General features: G+C 69.4%; 17 protein-coding genes. 8 read left to right on the top strand and 9 right to left on the bottom strand.

The features are described 5' to 3' along the window. Positions 1–27: 27 nt before the first annotated feature. Genes QMK30_RS25100 through QMK30_RS25090 form a run of 3 tightly spaced genes read left to right on the top strand, consistent with a single transcriptional unit; the run spans position 28 to position 1,952 of the window. Positions 28–879, top strand: coding sequence for an AraC family transcriptional regulator (locus QMK30_RS25100; protein WP_283520577.1), 852 nt, complete (start codon positions 28–30; stop codon positions 877–879). A gap of 24 nt (positions 880–903) precedes the next feature. Then, complete coding sequence (locus QMK30_RS25095) at positions 904–1,647, top strand: AzlC family ABC transporter permease (protein ID WP_283520576.1); 744 nt, start codon at positions 904–906, stop codon at positions 1,645–1,647. Next, a complete protein-coding gene (locus QMK30_RS25090) occupies positions 1,644–1,952 on the top strand; it encodes an AzlD domain-containing protein (RefSeq protein ID WP_283520575.1) in 309 nt (102 codons plus the stop codon). The genes QMK30_RS25095 and QMK30_RS25090 overlap by 4 nt, the downstream gene beginning before the upstream one ends. Before the next feature lie 51 nt (positions 1,953–2,003). On the opposite strand, the gene QMK30_RS25085 is transcribed toward QMK30_RS25090, so the two are convergent. Then, positions 2,004–2,957 (bottom strand): hypothetical protein, encoded by a 954-nt coding sequence (locus QMK30_RS25085; RefSeq protein WP_283520574.1) that lies wholly within the window; start codon positions 2,955–2,957, stop codon positions 2,004–2,006. 79 nt (positions 2,958–3,036) lie between these two features. On the opposite strand from QMK30_RS25085, the gene QMK30_RS25080 reads away from it, so the two are divergent. From QMK30_RS25080 to QMK30_RS25060, 5 genes are all read left to right on the top strand, one after another. Continuing rightward, a complete protein-coding gene (locus QMK30_RS25080; protein WP_283520573.1) occupies positions 3,037–3,231 on the top strand; it encodes a DUF3046 domain-containing protein in 195 nt (64 codons plus the stop codon). A 150-nt stretch (positions 3,232–3,381) separates the two neighbouring features. Further along, on the top strand, positions 3,382–4,566 hold the full coding sequence (locus tag QMK30_RS25075; protein WP_283520599.1) for an AI-2E family transporter: 1,185 nt from the start codon (positions 3,382–3,384) through the stop codon (positions 4,564–4,566). A gap of 184 nt (positions 4,567–4,750) precedes the next feature. After that, positions 4,751–5,914, top strand: coding sequence for a recombinase RecA (gene recA / locus QMK30_RS25070; protein WP_349362112.1), 1,164 nt, complete (start codon positions 4,751–4,753; stop codon positions 5,912–5,914). A 3-nt stretch (positions 5,915–5,917) separates the two neighbouring features. Next, positions 5,918–6,511 carry a recombination regulator RecX gene (gene recX, locus QMK30_RS25065; RefSeq protein WP_283520572.1) on the top strand — a complete coding sequence of 198 codons (594 nt, stop codon included), beginning with the start codon at positions 5,918–5,920 and terminating at the stop codon, positions 6,509–6,511. Between the two features lie 315 nt (positions 6,512–6,826). Further along, positions 6,827–8,098, top strand: coding sequence for an ABC transporter permease (locus tag QMK30_RS25060; RefSeq protein ID WP_283520571.1), 1,272 nt, complete (start codon positions 6,827–6,829; stop codon positions 8,096–8,098). 96 nt (positions 8,099–8,194) lie between these two features. Here the strand turns inward: QMK30_RS25060 and QMK30_RS25055 are convergent, their stop codons facing one another. The 8 genes from QMK30_RS25055 to QMK30_RS25025 all read right to left on the bottom strand — a co-directional run bounded on the left by QMK30_RS25055 (position 8,195) and on the right by QMK30_RS25025 (position 14,588). Further along, positions 8,195–8,602 (bottom strand): rhodanese-like domain-containing protein, encoded by a 408-nt coding sequence (locus tag QMK30_RS25055; protein WP_283520570.1) that lies wholly within the window; start codon positions 8,600–8,602, stop codon positions 8,195–8,197. After that, positions 8,593–9,174 (bottom strand): cupin domain-containing protein, encoded by a 582-nt coding sequence (locus tag QMK30_RS25050; RefSeq protein ID WP_502963217.1) that lies wholly within the window; start codon positions 9,172–9,174, stop codon positions 8,593–8,595. Before QMK30_RS25050 ends, QMK30_RS25055 begins: the two co-directional genes overlap by 10 nt. A 76-nt stretch (positions 9,175–9,250) precedes the next feature. Continuing rightward, positions 9,251–9,322, bottom strand: coding sequence for a putative leader peptide (locus tag QMK30_RS38530; RefSeq protein ID WP_349362113.1), 72 nt, complete (start codon positions 9,320–9,322; stop codon positions 9,251–9,253). Positions 9,323–9,369: 47 nt separating this feature from the next. Further along, positions 9,370–10,998: an FAD-dependent monooxygenase gene (locus tag QMK30_RS25045; protein ID WP_283520568.1), complete on the bottom strand. Its 1,629-nt coding sequence runs from the start codon at positions 10,996–10,998 to the stop codon at positions 9,370–9,372. A 143-nt stretch (positions 10,999–11,141) separates the two neighbouring features. Further along, positions 11,142–12,107, bottom strand: coding sequence for an amino acid ABC transporter permease (locus QMK30_RS25040; protein WP_283520567.1), 966 nt, complete (start codon positions 12,105–12,107; stop codon positions 11,142–11,144). Next, positions 12,104–12,751, bottom strand: a complete 648-nt coding sequence (locus QMK30_RS25035) for an amino acid ABC transporter permease (protein WP_283520566.1) — start codon at positions 12,749–12,751, stop codon at positions 12,104–12,106. The genes QMK30_RS25040 and QMK30_RS25035 overlap by 4 nt, the downstream gene beginning before the upstream one ends. 104 nt (positions 12,752–12,855) lie before the next feature. Beyond that, positions 12,856–13,770, bottom strand: a complete 915-nt coding sequence (locus tag QMK30_RS25030) for a glutamate ABC transporter substrate-binding protein (protein WP_283520565.1) — start codon at positions 13,768–13,770, stop codon at positions 12,856–12,858. A 32-nt stretch (positions 13,771–13,802) separates the two neighbouring features. Continuing rightward, positions 13,803–14,588 (bottom strand): amino acid ABC transporter ATP-binding protein, encoded by a 786-nt coding sequence (locus tag QMK30_RS25025; RefSeq protein WP_283520564.1) that lies wholly within the window; start codon positions 14,586–14,588, stop codon positions 13,803–13,805. Between the last annotated feature and the right edge of the window lie 207 nt (positions 14,589–14,795).

Raw genomic sequence — 14,795 nt, 5'->3', positions numbered from 1 at the left:
GACGCGCGGACGGCGCAGAATGGACCCATGGCAACGGCGGCGGACGGGAAGGACGAGTGGGCGCGGCACTGGCAGTACCCGGGAGTGCCGGGCCTGGACCTGCTGCGGGCCCGCTATGTCCGCCATTCCTTCTCGCGGCACAGCCATGAGGGGTTCGTCTTCGGCGCGGTGTTCCGCGGGATCGAGGACGTGGTCATGCCGCACGGCACGATCCGGGCCCGCCCCGGCACCGTCGTCATGATCAACCCGGAAGTTCCGCACTCCGCCCATGCCGGGGTGCCTGAAGGCTGGTCGTACGCCACGCTATATCCGTCGGCGCAGGTGGTCGCCGACATCGCCGAAGAGACGACCTTGCTGCGGGGGACGGCTGTTTTCGCCGAGACGATCGTCGAGGACCCGGATACCGCGCGGCTCATCCACGCGGTGCACCAGGCGGCGGAGGAGGGCAACGCGCTCGCCGCCGACAGCTTGCTGCGCATAGCCGTGGCCCGGCTGCTGCGGCGGCACGGCCAGGCCCTGCCCGCCCGCGCGCCCGTCGCGGCCGGCGCCCACACCGCGGCCCTCGCCAAGGGCCTCCTGGAGGAGCGCATGGCCGAGCCGCCGTCCCTGGAACAGCTGGCGGGTGAGCTGGGCACCGGCCCCTTCGCGCTGCTGCGCGCCTTCAAGTCCGCCTACGGGATGCCGCCGCACACCTGGCTCACCAACGCGCGCGTGCGCAGCGCCCGCCGCCTCCTGGAGGCCGGGACGGCGCCCGCCGACGCGGCCGTCGCCGTCGGATTCACCGACCAACCGCACCTGAACAGGCACTTCACCCGGATCGTCGGAGTGCCGCCGGGCGCTTACCGGCGGGAGCGCGCAAGAACGTACAAGACCACGTAGGCCACCGCACGTAACGTCCGGGGCGTGGCAGAACAGACAGCACTCCCAGCACAACCGATACGCACCGACCCAGAGCCCAAGCCCGACAGCGCCGTCGTCCGCGACGCGCTGGGTGTCGGCGTCGCCGTCGGCCTCTCCGGCTTCGCGTTCGGCGTGACCTCGGCGGGCTCCGGCCTCACCCTCCTGCAGACCTGCGCGCTCAGCCTGCTGGTCTTCACCGGCGCCTCACAGTTCGCACTCGTCGGCGCGCTCGCGGCGGGTGGCAACCCCTTTACCGCGGCGGCGGGCGCCTTCTTCCTCGGCGTACGCAACGCCTTCTACGGGCTGCGGCTGTCCCAGCTCCTCGCACTCCCACGGTTCGTGCGCCCCTTCGCCGCCCACTGGGTGATCGACGAGACGACGGCCGTCACCCTCGCGCAGCCCACGCGTCGCAGCGCCCGGCTCGGGTTCACCGTCACCGGGTTGACCCTCTACGTGCTGTGGAACCTCACCACCCTCGCCGGCGCGCTGGGCGCGGAGGCCATCGGGGACACCGACGCGTGGGGTCTGGACGCCGCGAGTCCCGCCGTCTTCCTCGCTCTGCTCGCACCCATGCTGCGTACCGGGATGGAACGGGCCGTCGCCGCTCTGGCGGTCGTCTTGGCGCTCGGTCTCCTGCCGGTGCTGCCCGCGGGGGTGCCGGTGCTCGCCGCCGCGCTCGCCGCGCCGGTGGTTCTCATGGTCCAGGGCCGCAGAGCCCGCGACACGGCCAAGGAGGAGGGGCGATGAGCGTCTGGATCGCGATCGGCGCCACCGCCGTCGGCTGCTACCTCGTGAAACTGCTGGGGCTGCTGGTGCCAGCCGGGGCACTGGAGCGACCACTCGTGAAGCGCCTGGCCGCTCTGCTGCCGGTGGCCCTGCTGGCGGCGCTCACCGCCCAGCAGACCTTCAGCACCGGCCAGTACCTGATGCTGGACGCCAGGGGAGCGGGGCTCGCCGCGGCGGCGCTCGCACTGGCCCTGCGCGCCCCCTTCCTCGTGGTGGTCGGGGCGGCCGTGGCCGTCACCGCGGGCGTGCGCGCGTTGGGCGGATGACGGGGTAGGGCGCGCCTGCCCACGCGCTGCCCGGGCGGGCCGAGGCCCGGGTCAGGCCTCGGCCGATGCGCCACCGCCCCCGGCGCGGTCCCCGTCGATGACCCGCCCGTAGGCCCGCAGCGTCAGCAGCGCGTCGATGGTCAGCATCGGCCGGCACTCCAGAGCGGTCCCCGGAGCCCACTGCCGCCAGCGGATCGGCCAGCCCCCGTCCTCCTGCTGCTGGGCCGCGAGGAAGTCGAGCGAGCGACTCGTCTCCTCGTCGGTGAACCAGCCACGCGCCAGCGAACCGGGCACAGTGGCGAAGTCGTACGGGAAATGGTGCTCACCCGGCGCGTACCCCGGCGAGAGGGGCGGCTCGTCGGCCCGCTCCGGGTCCAGCACCACGAGCCGGTGCTCGCGCACCAGGCGGCCGAGCCGGTCCGCCGCCGCCTCGGCCCGCGCCCGGTCGGGCACGCCGTCCAGGAAGGCGACCGCCGCCCGGATCTCGTACGGGTGGGAACCGCGCAGCGCGTCGATGGCGGCCCAGCAGAAGTCGGTCGCCCTGAAGAGCCACGCGTGCCACACCTCGTTGCGGTGCAGCAGCCCCACCACGGGGCCGGTCGCCAGTAGTTCGCTCGGCGGGTCGTCGACGATGGGGGTGAAGGGCGCGGCGGGATAGCCGCGCAGCGAGGGGTGGACGGCGGGCAGCGCCCCGTCCTTGGTCGAGACGTCGGACAGATAGCGGCACATCCGCTCCACCCGCAGGCCCTCGCAGCGGCCGATGGAGTCGAGGACGGACAGCGCGTGCGCGGTGTGCAGCGGTTGGCTGACGGGCCCCCGCAGATCGGGTTCGAGCGCGTGTCCATAGCCGCCGTCCTCACCCTGGTACGCGGCGAGCGCCGCTTCGACCGCATCGCTGCCGCCGCCCAGGAAGTGGTAGGCGAACCGCCGCTGCTCGAGCACCCGGGCCGTCAGCCAGATGAAGTGCTCGCCGCGCGAGAGAAGGGATGCTCCGGATCCAGCCATGCAACGACCGTAGGGCCCAAAACGCTCACGGCAAGGTGTACGGACAGGGCTGCACTCTCAGGGGCGCGATACTTGTTTCATGCGGTTGACGATTTTCTGGGATCGGATGGCGGACCACTTCGGCGAGGCGTACGCCGACTCCTTCGCCCGTGACCATGTGATGACCGAGCTCGGGGGCCGTACGGTGCACGAGGCACTCGCCGCGGGGTGGGACGCGAAGGCCGTCTGGCGCGTCGTCTGTTCCGCGATGGACGTCCCTGCGGACAAGCGCTGACGCCAGGGCGGGCGGCCGGACCGTACGGGCATGGGCGAGACTGATCCGGTGGCACCCACTGACGAGTCCGCCGAGAATTCCGTCCAGAACGAAGAGTCACCGACCGCGTCGTCGCCCACAGCCTCCGCGGCGGCCCAGGCTTCGGTCCGTATGCCCCGTTGGCTGCCCCGCGCGATGGTTCTCGCACTCGCGCTCTATGCCTGTTTCCAACTGGGCGACTGGGCGTTCCACCAGCTCATCGGGCTGCTGACCAACATCCTGATCGCTTTTTTCCTGGCGCTTGCGATCGAGCCGGCAGTCGGTCGCATGGCCGCGCGCGGCATGCGGCGGGGCCTCGCCACCTTCCTGGTTTTCCTGGGCGTCGTGATCGCGGCGGTCGGCTTCGTCGTGCTGCTCGGTTCGATGCTGGCCGGGCAGATCATCGAGATGGTCGAGGACTTCCCCAAGTACCTCGACTCGGTGATCAACTGGATCAACCAGACCTTCCACACGGAGCTTTCGCGGGTCGAGGTCCAGGACAGTCTGCTGCGCTCCGACTGGCTGCAGAGGTACGTCCAGAACAGTGCGAGCGGCGTTCTCGACGTGTCGGCGACCGTCCTGGGCGGGCTGTTCAGACTGCTGACGATCTTTCTGTTCTCGTTCTACTTCGCGGCCGACGGACCGCGGCTGCGGCGCGCCCTGTGCTCGGTCCTGCCGCCGGCCCGGCAGGCCGAGGTGCTGCGCGCCTGGGAGATCGCGGTCGACAAGACGGGCGGCTATCTCTACTCGCGTGGCCTGATGGCGCTCATCTCCGGCTTCGCGCACTACATCCTGCTGGTGATCCTGGATGTGCCGTACGCGCCCGCGCTCGCCGTGTGGGTGGGGCTGGTCTCGCAGTTCATCCCGACGATCGGCACGTATCTGGCGGGCGCCCTGCCGATGCTCATCGCCTTCACGGTCAACCCCTGGTACGCGCTGTGGGTGCTCATCTTCGTCGTGATCTACCAGCAGTTCGAGAACTACGTGCTCCAGCCGAAGCTGACCGCGAAGACGGTGGACATCCACCCGGCTGTGGCCTTCGGGTCGGTTGTCGCCGGGACGGCGCTGATGGGCGCGGTCGGTGCGCTGATCGCGATTCCGGCGGTCGCGACACTGCAGGCCTTCCTGGGCGCGTACGTGAAGCGGTACGACGTGACGGACGACCCGCGGGTGCACGGCAGGCATCCACGCCGACGGGGTCTCTCTGGCCTCGTACGGCTGCGGCGGACCCTGCGCCACGAGCCGCGGCCAACGTCCCGGACGCCCGGAACGTCGGGGACACCCGGGACGCCGCTGTCCGGGGACGACGACTCCTGAGACTCGGACGGGGTGGGTGTGGTGCGCTTGACACCGAAATCGAACATCCATTCTCATGGAGTTCTGGCCCGGTTTCTCTCCTTGAGTTATCCACAGGCCAGGACGGCGTCGGGACGCATTGTCAGTGGCAGGGGTTAGCGTCTTGGATGTGAAGCGATCGACTCAAGCAAATCGGGTGGAACCCATGGCAGCAGGCACCGACCGCGAGAAGGCGCTCGACGCCGCGCTCGCCCAGATTGAACGGCAATTCGGCAAGGGCGCCGTCATGCGCCTCGGCGACCGGCCGAACGAACCCATCGAAGTGATCCACACCGGATCGACCGCACTGGACGTCGCACTCGGCGTCGGCGGGCTCCCGCGCGGCCGTGTGGTGGAGGTGTACGGACCGGAATCCTCCGGTAAGACGACACTGACGCTGCACGCCGTGGCCAACGCGCAGAAGGCCGGCGGCACCGTCGCCTTCGTGGATGCCGAGCACGCGCTCGACCCCGAATACGCCAAGGCACTCGGCGTCGACACGGACAACCTGATCCTTTCCCAGCCGGACACCGGCGAGCAGGCGCTCGAAATCGTGGACATGCTGGTCCGCTCCGGCGCCATCGACCTCATCGTCATCGACTCCGTGGCGGCCCTGGTGCCGCGTGCGGAGATCGAGGGCGAGATGGGCGACTCGCACGTCGGTCTCCAGGCCCGGCTGATGAGCCAGGCGCTCCGAAAGATCACTGGCGCATTGCACCAGTCCCAGACCACCGCGATCTTCATCAACCAGCTCCGCGAGAAGATCGGTGTGATGTTCGGCTCCCCGGAGACCACGACCGGTGGCCGGGCGCTGAAGTTCTACGCCTCGGTGCGACTCGACATCCGGCGGATCGAGACGCTGAAGGACGGCACCGACGCGGTCGGCAACCGCACCCGCGTCAAGGTCGTCAAGAACAAGTGCGCGCCGCCCTTCAAGCAGGCCGAGTTCGACATCCTCTACGGCCAGGGCATCAGCCGCGAGGGCGGCCTGATCGACATGGGCGTGGAGAACGGCTTCGTTCGCAAGGCCGGCGCCTGGTACACGTACGAGGGCGACCAGCTCGGCCAGGGCAAGGAGAACGCCCGCAACTTCCTGAAGGACAACCCCGATCTCGCCGATGAGATCGAGAAGAAGATCAAGGACAAGCTGGGTGTCGGCGTCAAGAAGCCGGTGACTCCGGCTGTCGAGCCCCCAGCGGACGCGGCGGTCGGCGGCGCGGCCGCGGGTACGGCAGTGGCCGCGGATGCGGTGACGGCCGACGCTGCGAAGTCGGTACCGGCTCCGGTGAGCAAGGCCAAGACGGCCAAGACCGCGGCGGCCAAGAGCTAAGCCATGACCCGGAGAATGGACTGGCCGGGGAGTACGGACGCAGAGGACAGCGGCAGCTCCGCCCCGTCGAGGGCCGGGGAGCGCCTGCCGCCTCAGGATCCCGGTGAGCAGGCGCGTGCGATCTGCCTGCGCCTGCTCACCGGGAATCCGCGTACACGCAAACAGTTGGCGGACGCGCTCCAGAAGCGGGACGTCCCCGAAGAGATTTCGGACGAGGTGCTGTCCCGCTTCGAAGAGGTCGGGCTCATCAACGACGCGGCCTTCGCGGACGCCTGGGTGGAGTCCCGCCACCACGGCCGGGGTCTGGCCCGGCGGGCGCTCGTGCGGGAGTTGCGGACCAAAGGAGTGGACGCGGCCCTGATCGACGAGGCCGTGGGCCAGCTCGACTCCGATCAGGAGGAGGAGCGGGCCCGCGAGCTCGTCGCCCGCAAGCTCCGCTCCACCCGCGGCCTGGAGCGCGACCGCCGAATGCGCCGTCTCGTGGGCATGCTCGCCCGCAAGGGGTACTCGGAGGGCATGGCCCTGCGGGTGGTCAGGCGCGCGTTGGAAGAAGAGGGCGAGGACGACACGGAGGGCGTGGAGTACGACCCGCTCTGAGCGACGCGTGGGCGTGCGTTCGGCCGTGCGGCCTGCTCTGAGCGACGCGGGGGGCGTTTGGTACGGCCTGCTCCGAGCAGAGCTGAGCGGAGGCCGGGTGGACTCGGACCGCCTTCGAGCGGCCCCGGCTTCGGACCTTGTCTCCCGGCCCCGGCCGGCCCGCGGCCACGGCTTCGGACTGGCCCAGGGCCGCCCGGTCGGACTACGGTATCGGCTCAACTGGCTTGCCCGCACTGGTTGGTGGGGTTAACCCCCGGGTAAATGTGCAGGTCGGACCCAGTGCACAGCTACTTGTGCACAGGCAATTGTGTACGTATGGCAAAGTACCCCGGTGGTACCGAGATCGCGGAGCTGGCCGCCCTCAAGGCGCTGGCGCAGCCGCGGCGACAGCAGATTCTTCGGCACCTGTCCCTCCACGGCCCGGCCACTTCGGCGATCCTTGCCCGAGCCCTCGGCCTGAACACCGGCGCCTGCGGCTCCCTCCTGGAGACCGGCCTTCGCGGCGCGATCGCCACCGAGCGTTACGCCGCGGCCCCTCTCGTGGTCTCCGCCGACCAGAACGTGCACAAGACCACCGTCAAGCACAAAGGCAACGGCAAGACCAAGACCAAGACCAAGACCAAGCCGATGGCGGAGCGAGCCTGGCTGCCCGCGCAGACCGTGGGGCGCGTCCGCGCCGTCGAAGGTGTACGCGCCGCCGTTCCCGAGCTCACCTTCCCCGCGCATCCCGTGGCCCCGGACGGCCGTTTCCTCCCGGCCGCCGACGGCCGGACCTTCTACGGCTATGCCTGGGCCTCCGCTGCCCTGACCCCATTCACCCTCACCCGCGGCGACTCCCCCAAGGCCCCCACCGACCTGGTCGTCGATCGTGGCCTCGCCGCCCGCGCCGATCTCGCCCCCGGCGACCGGCTCACTGTCCAGTCCACCCGGTCCCCGCGTACGTACCGAATCACCGGCATCGCGGCGCCCACGCCCGACGCGGGCCGCAGTGGTGATCTGCGCCGCCAGACGTCCCTCTTCTTCTCCACCGCGGAAGCCGAGCGGCTGGCCGCCCACCCCGGCCAGGTCACCGCCATCGGTGTGCTCCTCGAAACGGGCACGGACATCGGACGGCTGAAGAAGGACATCGCCCAGGCCGTCTCCGTCCTCGATCCCACTGGCGTCGACCGTCTCCAGGCCGAGCAGCAGCGCGGCAACGCCGAGGTGAACTACCTGGCCATGCGGCTGGTCCTGGCGTTCACCGCCATCACCGTCGTGAACGCCCTCGCCATGTCGGTCTCCGAACGCATCCGTGAGTTCGCGATGCTGAGGCTGGCCGGCGCCACCCGCCGTCAGATCCTGCGAATGGTTCGCGTCGAAGCCCTGACGGTCCTGCTCATCGCTGCCTCCCTCGGCACGGGCATGGCGCTCGCGGTGCTGACGGCGCTCAGTGTCGGCATGACGGGCAACGCGGCCCCTGCGGTACAGCCCTTGGTGTACGCCACCGTGGTCTGTGCCGCCGGGCTGCTCGTCCTGGTGGCGACGCCGCTGCCGGGCCGGGCGGCTCTGAAGGCCCGCCCGGCGGAGGGGGCCACGGCCAAGCAGTAGCCACCTCCCGGGCGGGTCCGGCCCACGCGCCAACAGCCCCGCACATCGGTAGGGGGGCCTTCCGCGAGGGCGTTCCTTACCGCCCCTACGTCGTCCTTACGGCCTCACCGGCGGTGTCACCGGCAGCCCCGCCGCCCGCCATGCCTGGAAGCCGCCGTCGAGGTCCGTTGCCCGGTGCAGCCCCAGCTGCCGCAAGGAGACGCCCGCGAGGCTGGACGCGTATCCCTCGTTGCAGATCACCACGACCCGCAGATCATGGTCGGTGGCCTCCGCGGCCCGGTGGCTGCCCTGCGGGTCGAGCCGCCACTCCAGCTCGTTGCGCTCGATGACCAGCGCCCCGGGAATCAGCCCGTCCCGCTCGCGCAGTTCGGCGTACCGGATGTCCACGAGCAGGGCGCCCGCCGAGGCTGCCTCGAAGGCCTCCTGAGGGCCTACGCGGTCGAGCCCCTCGCGGACGCGCCTCAGAAGTTCGTCGATGCCGACCGGCTTCCCGTTCACTGCCACTCCTTCGGACGCTCGACGTGCTCCAGGCGCAGCACCGCGCCGGTGCGGCTGTAGCGCCGCATCATCGGCAGCGGCGGGTAGTAGGCGTGCACGGAGATCGCGTGTTCGCCCGGGGACTCGTTCAGCACCTGGTGGACATGGTGGGCACCGAAGGCGCGCCCCTGGCCGGCTGTCAGCTGCCGCTCACGGTCGACGCCGTCGGCCAGTTCGAGGGTCTTCCAGCCCTCGGTGGGCAGGCGCGCCGCGAGTGACTCCTCGCGCAGTGAGCCTCCCGCGGCGGCGAAGGCTCCGTGCGAGCCGCCGTGGTCGTGCCAGCCGGTACCGCTGCCGGGCGGCCATCCGATGAGCCATGCCTCACTCCCGGAGGGCCCGTCGAGGCGTACCCAGGTGCGCCCCCCGGGGTCGAGCGGAAGGGAGGCCACGAGCGAGGCGTCGGCAGCGGTACGACGTACGAATTCGAGCAGTTCCGCAGAGGAGGGACCCGCGGAGGAAGAACCCGAAGCGCGGTCGGCAGGGGTGGTGGCGGCTGCGGCGCGCTCGGGCACAGCAGAAAGAGGTGCGGGGAGAGACACAAGGACCGTCCTGAGAAGTTCGCGTGGACGCGCGGCCATGAGCAGAGCACGGCACGGCGCGAGGAACGAGGGCGAATCAGCAGGACGGCTGACACACGCAGCCCGCATAGCGGACGAGGTCCATATGGACTCTCCGCCACAGGCGCACATTGGTGTCGGTCACGCTTCGGAGTACACCATGTGCGCCTGTGAGGGTCAATTGATGTCCGCAGTCCGGTCGGTCCGGCCGGTACTGTCGGCGTGGGGAGGGGCGCCCGCCGTGAACGGCGCGCCTCCGCGCGCCGCGTCCGCCGCCGCGTGCAGCTCGGCTGGCCGCACCCCGTTGAGCGCGGTGACCAGGTGCCCGTCGGGCCGTACGAGCAGCACAGTGTGCGCGGACGCCCCCGGGTAGCTCTCGACGACCAGCAGCTCGGCCGTCACGGGCAGGGCCGTCACCGCGGCGGCCAGTCGTGGCATCACCCCTGCGCTCATCCAGTGCCGCCGGTCCCATACGCCGGTGCCCGGTGCGACCAGCGTCACCAGCAGCCGCCCGCGCCCCAGCCGGTCCCGCAGCCTTACGGTCGTGCCGTCCGTCGCCGTCGCCCTGACATCCGCGATCGGTCCGCCCAGCGGCGTACCGACGAGCGTCTGCGCCTCGGCGTGCGGGGGTGCGAGGGGGGAGCGCGTGTACTCGGGTGGCGCCCCCAGCGCGCCGCGCCCCAGATGTCCGTCCGTCAGCATCTGATCGTGCCCGCGTGCGGTGCCCGGCAGGTACGTGCGCAGGCCGCCGCCACTGCGCAGTATCGGCAGCGCCTGGTCGGCGGCGCGCAGCCGGGCGGCGACGGCGGTGCGCCGCTCCGCCTGGTAACTGTCGAGCAGCGTCTCCGACGCCCCCAGGTGCCAGGCCTGTGCCAGCTTCCAGGCCAGGTTGTCGATGTCCCGCAGGCCCTCGTCGATGCCCTGGGTGCCCAGCGCGCCGAGCAGATGGGCCGCGTCTCCGGCGAGGAAGGCCCTGTCCACGCGCCAGCGGCGGGCCAGCCGGTGGTGGAGGGTGTATACACCGGTGTCGATCAGGTCGTACGGAGGTGTCTCGCCGCACCAGCCGGCCAAGGTGTCCCGCACCCGTGTCACCAGGGCCTCGGGTGTCACCAGCTCACCGCGCGCCGGCAGCAGCCAGTCCAGCCGCCACAGGTCGCCGGGCAGCGGCCGGGCGGTCACTTCCTCGCCGCCCGTGCGCCACGGCGGCAGCCTGTGGAGTAACGCTTCGCCGGGCCAGGGCAGCTCGGTGCGCAGCGCGGCCACGGCGTGCCGCTCCACCGCTGTACGCCCCGGGAAGCGGATGTCGAGGAGCTTGCGCACCGTCGACCGGGCGCCGTCGCAGCCGACCAGGAAACTGCCGCGCCACCAGGTGGAGCCGGGTTCCCGGGTGTGCGCGGTGATGCCGTCGGCGTCCTGCTCGACGGTGTCGAGACGACTGTGCGTGACGATCCGTACGAGCTCCTGTTCGTCGGCGGCGTCCCGCAGACCGTTGGTGAGCGCGTGCTGCGGCAGATGCAGCGGAGCGGGCGGGTCGCCGTCCTCGCCGAGGGAGAGATACCTGATGTCCTGCTTGCGCCGCATGGACCGCCAGCCGGCCCAGAGGGCCCCCTCGTCACGGACGGCGGCGCAACCGAGCCGCTCCACCAGCTCGGCGGTGTCCGGCCGCAGGACGGCTGTACGGGCCGTACGCACTTCTTCTTTGCCGGAGCCCTCGTCGAGTACGACGGAGGGGACGCCCTGGGCGGCGAGCGCCAGGGACAGTGCCAGTCCGACGGGACCGGCACCAACGACGATCACCGGGTCCACGGCGCGTCCCCTCCGGTCCGTACGGACTTGCGGGAAGTGGCAGTTTGAACCCGGTGCACGATCACAGAACGTATGCAACCCACTGCGAGTGCTTGCGTCAAGTGATGTAAGGCAGCGGCGCGGGGCCGCTGCCTTACGTATCGTCAGTTCTTCTTGTCGGCAGGCCCGTCGGGATCGGCGGCCCCGCCCTTGGCGTGCGGCCCGAGCGGACCCCCGGATGCGTCGAGCACACCGGGCGCCTCCAGTGGCTCGGCCGCCGCGGCCGGCGTGATGCCGGTCTTGGCCCGGCGGCCGCGCTTCTCCAGCCAAGTGGCCAGTGAGGACAGTGCAAGGCACATCGCGACGTAGATGGTGCCGACGACGATGACCACGGGAACGTACGGGCTCTCGTCGTTGACGATGATGTTGTTGGCCAACCTGCGGGCCGCGAACAGCAGCTCCGCGTACGTGATGATGTAGCCGAGCGAGGTGTCCTTGAGGGTCACCACCAGCTGGCTGATGATCGTCGGCAGCATGGAGCGCACTGCCTGCGGTATCAGCAGCATCGTCATGACCTGCGACTTGCGCAGACCCAGTGCGTATGCGGCCTCGACCTGTCCCTTGGGCACGGCGTTGATACCGGCCCTGAGAACTTCGGCCTGGACGCACGCGTTGTAGACGCTGAGTCCGATGACCAGGGCCCAGTAGGCCGAACTCTCGCCGATGAACCCCAGGTTGCTCTTGTAGGTCAGGAAGAGAACCCACAGCGCGTAGATGGTGATCAGCAGCGGGACGGCCCGGAACAGCTCGATGAACCCGGTGGCCACCGCGCTCACCGCCCGGTGGTCGGAGAGCCGCGCCACGGCCAGCAGGACACCGAGCACCAGCGACAGCACCGCTGCCACCGCGAAGACCTGCACGGTGGACAGGATGCCTTCGGCGATCCTCGTCCGGACGCCGGTGTTGTTGAAGATGTTCCACATCTCGGGCGCGAGGTAGCCCCGGTCGGCGAGCCGGAAGATCGCGAAGGCGATCAGTCCGACCACCAGGAGGGACCCGACCGCGCTGTAGATGCGGTTACGTACCCGGGCTTTGGGACCCGGGGCGTCATACAGGACGCTCGAACTCATCGTGCGACCTCCAGGCGCCGCTCGAGCAGCCGGAAGAGACCGCTGATGGTGAAGGTGATGATCAGGTAGGCGAGAGCCACCCAGAGGAAGATCGGGGCGATGGCGAAGCCCTGGTCGCTCAGCATCTTCTGCACACCGAAGAGCTCGGTGACACTGAACGCTCCCGCGATCGCCGAGTTCTTGGTGAGCGCGATGAAGATGCTGCTCAGCGGCGCGACCACGGTGCGGGTCGCCTGGGGCAGGATGATCATGCGCAAGGTCTGGAAGAACGTCATGCCCAGCGACCTGGCCGCCTCGGCCTGGCCGAGCGACACGGTGCTGACGCCGGACCTGACGGCCTCACAGACGAAGGCGGACGTGTAGCAGCTGAGCGCGAGCAGGCCCTTGACCCACGGGTTCATGCCGGTACCGAAAACGGCCGGCACCACGAACCAGACGACGAGGAACAGCAGCGTCAGCGGAGTGTTACGGAAGAGCGTGACCCAGGCGGTGCCGAAGAACCTCAAGGGCGGTACGGGAGAAACACGGAAACCGGCCATGACAACGCCCAGTACCATCGCGAACAGCGCACTGGCGGCGGTCAGCAGAACGGTTCCTATGAAGCCGTCACGGAACTCCGGCAAGTGGTCTAGCAATACATTCACGGGGAAGTCCTCGTGGGCGGCAGCGGACGGGCAGGGGGCACCACGCCCCGTACGCTCCCCTCAAGCGCGTACGGGGCCCGGTAGGTCGCCGGAAGGCGGCGCTGTCAGTAGCGCTCGAGCGCCGGCGGCTCGGAGAACGCCGAGCCCGAGAGACCGAGCGTCGCGTCGTACGCCTTCTTGTAGTTGCCGTTCTTCAGGTGCGCCTCAAGCGAGTTGTTGACCGCGTCGCGGAGCGCCTTGTCGTCCTTGCTCATGCCGATGCCGTAGGGCTCCTCGGTGAACGGCTTGCCGACCACCTTGAGCTTCGTCGGGCGCTGGGCGGCGTAGCCCTTGAGGATCGCGTCGTCGGTCGTGACCGCGTCGACCTCGTTGTTGATGAGCTGCTGCACGCACTCGGAGTACTTCGACAGCTCGACGGTCTTCGCGCCGTACTTCGGCTTCTTGATCTCCTGGAGGGGAGTGGAGCCGACGATGGAGCAGACCTTCTTGCCCTTGAGGTCCTCGGAGCTGTTGATCGAGGTCTCGTCCTTGCGGACCAGGAGATCGGCGCCCGCCATGAAGTACGGACCGGCGAAGCCGACCTGCTTCTTGCGCTCGTCGTTGATCGTGTACGTACCGACGTAGAGGTCCACGTCGCCCTTGGAGATGGTCGTCTCACGGACACCGGAGTCGACCGTCTTGAAGGTGATCTGGTCGGGCGAGAAGCCGAGGTCGGCGGCGACCATCTTGGCGATCTCGACGTCGAAGCCGGAGCGCTTGCCGTCCGTGTCCTCGAAGCCGAGGAAGGGCTGGTCGTTCTTGGCGCCGATGGTGATCTTGCCGGCCGCCTTGGCCTTCTTCAGGACCGGGGAGTCGATCTTGACGTCCTTGGCGACGGTGTACGTCGGAAGCTTGGGGGCTTCCTTGCCACCGGCCGGGTCCTTGGGCGTGTCGCCCGCGGTCCCGGACTCGCCACCACAGGCGGTGGCGGTCAGCGCGAGCACAGCAATGGCGACAGCGGCCGATTTGCGGAGCCTCATCGTGAACATCCTTATGTCGTGGTCGTTGGTCGTCAGTGGTGAAGGATCTTCGACAGGAAGTCCTTGGCCCGGTCGCTGCGCGGGTTGCTGAAGAACTGGTCGGGCGTGGCCTCTTCGACGATCTTGCCGTCGGACATGAAGACGACCCGGTTGGCGGCCGACCGCGCGAAGCCCATCTCGTGCGTGACGACCACCATCGTCATCCCGTCGCGAGCCAGCTGTTGCATGACCTCCAGCACCTCGTTGATCATCTCGGGGTCGAGCGCCGAAGTGGGCTCGTCGAAGAGCATGACCTTGGGGTCCATCGCCAGTGCCCGCGCGATCGCGACGCGTTGTTGCTGGCCCCCGGAGAGCTGCGCCGGGTACTTGTCCGCCTGGGAACCCACACCCACCCGGTCGAGCAGGGTGCGTGCCTGGTCCTCCGCGGCCTTCTTGTCCATCTTGCGGACCTTGATCTGGCCCAGCGTGACGTTCTCCAGCACCGTCTTGTGTGCGAAGAGATTGAAAGACTGGAAGACCATGCCGACATCGGCACGCAGGCGGGCGAGCTCCTTGCCCTCCTGGGGCAGGGCCTTGCCGTCGATGGTGATCGTGCCCGAGTCGATCGTCTCCAGGCGGTTGACGGTGCGGCACAGCGTGGACTTGCCGGACCCAGAGGGTCCGATGACGACCACGACCTCGCCACGGGCGACGGTCAGATCGATGTCCTGGAGCACATGCAGCGCGCCGAAGTGCTTGTTGACGTTGCTCAGCACGACCAGGTCGTCGGCTGCTGGTGCAGCGTCTTCGGCGGCCTTGGTCACTGAAACTCCGCTCATCGGCTTCTTGCTCCGTCCTCCTCGGTTGGGAGGACCCTAGTCACCCGCTGCGACCAGCGTCATTACATCTGAGCGGAAATTGAGCATTACGATCCGGCTTCGACAGGACAAAACAGGATGAGGTCGGGGGATACCGGGTCCATAACGGAACATGTGCGTAACGGGAAGTGCCTTGACTGAAGTGTGACGCATCGGCGTGGATGCAGC

Origin of the sequence: Streptomyces sp. H27-C3 (assembly GCF_030063415.1) — a bacterium.
Taxonomy (GTDB): Bacteria; Actinomycetota; Actinomycetes; order Streptomycetales; family Streptomycetaceae; genus Streptomyces.
This window is presented reverse-complemented; position numbering and strand designations above follow the sequence as displayed.

Bases quoted from the DNA above. Each gene is read 5' to 3' on its own strand.
- QMK30_RS25075 (WP_283520599.1), top strand. From the start codon at position 3,382: ATGCCCCGTTGGCTGCCCCGCGCGATGGTTCTCGCACTCGCGCTCTAT.
- recX (WP_283520572.1), top strand. From the start codon at position 5,918: ATGACCCGGAGAATGGACTGGCCGGGGAGTACGGACGCAGAGGACAGC.
- QMK30_RS25030 (WP_283520565.1), bottom strand. From the start codon at position 13,770: ATGAGGCTCCGCAAATCGGCCGCTGTCGCCATTGCTGTGCTCGCGCTG.
- QMK30_RS25040 (WP_283520567.1), bottom strand. From the start codon at position 12,107: ATGAGTTCGAGCGTCCTGTATGACGCCCCGGGTCCCAAAGCCCGGGTA.
- QMK30_RS25080 (WP_283520573.1), top strand. From the start codon at position 3,037: ATGCGGTTGACGATTTTCTGGGATCGGATGGCGGACCACTTCGGCGAG.
- QMK30_RS25090 (WP_283520575.1), top strand. From the start codon at position 1,644: ATGAGCGTCTGGATCGCGATCGGCGCCACCGCCGTCGGCTGCTACCTC.
- recA (WP_349362112.1), top strand. From the start codon at position 4,751: ATGGCAGCAGGCACCGACCGCGAGAAGGCGCTCGACGCCGCGCTCGCC.
- QMK30_RS25060 (WP_283520571.1), top strand. From the start codon at position 6,827: ATGGCAAAGTACCCCGGTGGTACCGAGATCGCGGAGCTGGCCGCCCTC.
- QMK30_RS25085 (WP_283520574.1), bottom strand. From the start codon at position 2,957: ATGGCTGGATCCGGAGCATCCCTTCTCTCGCGCGGCGAGCACTTCATC.
- QMK30_RS25025 (WP_283520564.1), bottom strand. From the start codon at position 14,588: ATGAGCGGAGTTTCAGTGACCAAGGCCGCCGAAGACGCTGCACCAGCA.
- QMK30_RS25100 (WP_283520577.1), top strand. From the start codon at position 28: ATGGCAACGGCGGCGGACGGGAAGGACGAGTGGGCGCGGCACTGGCAG.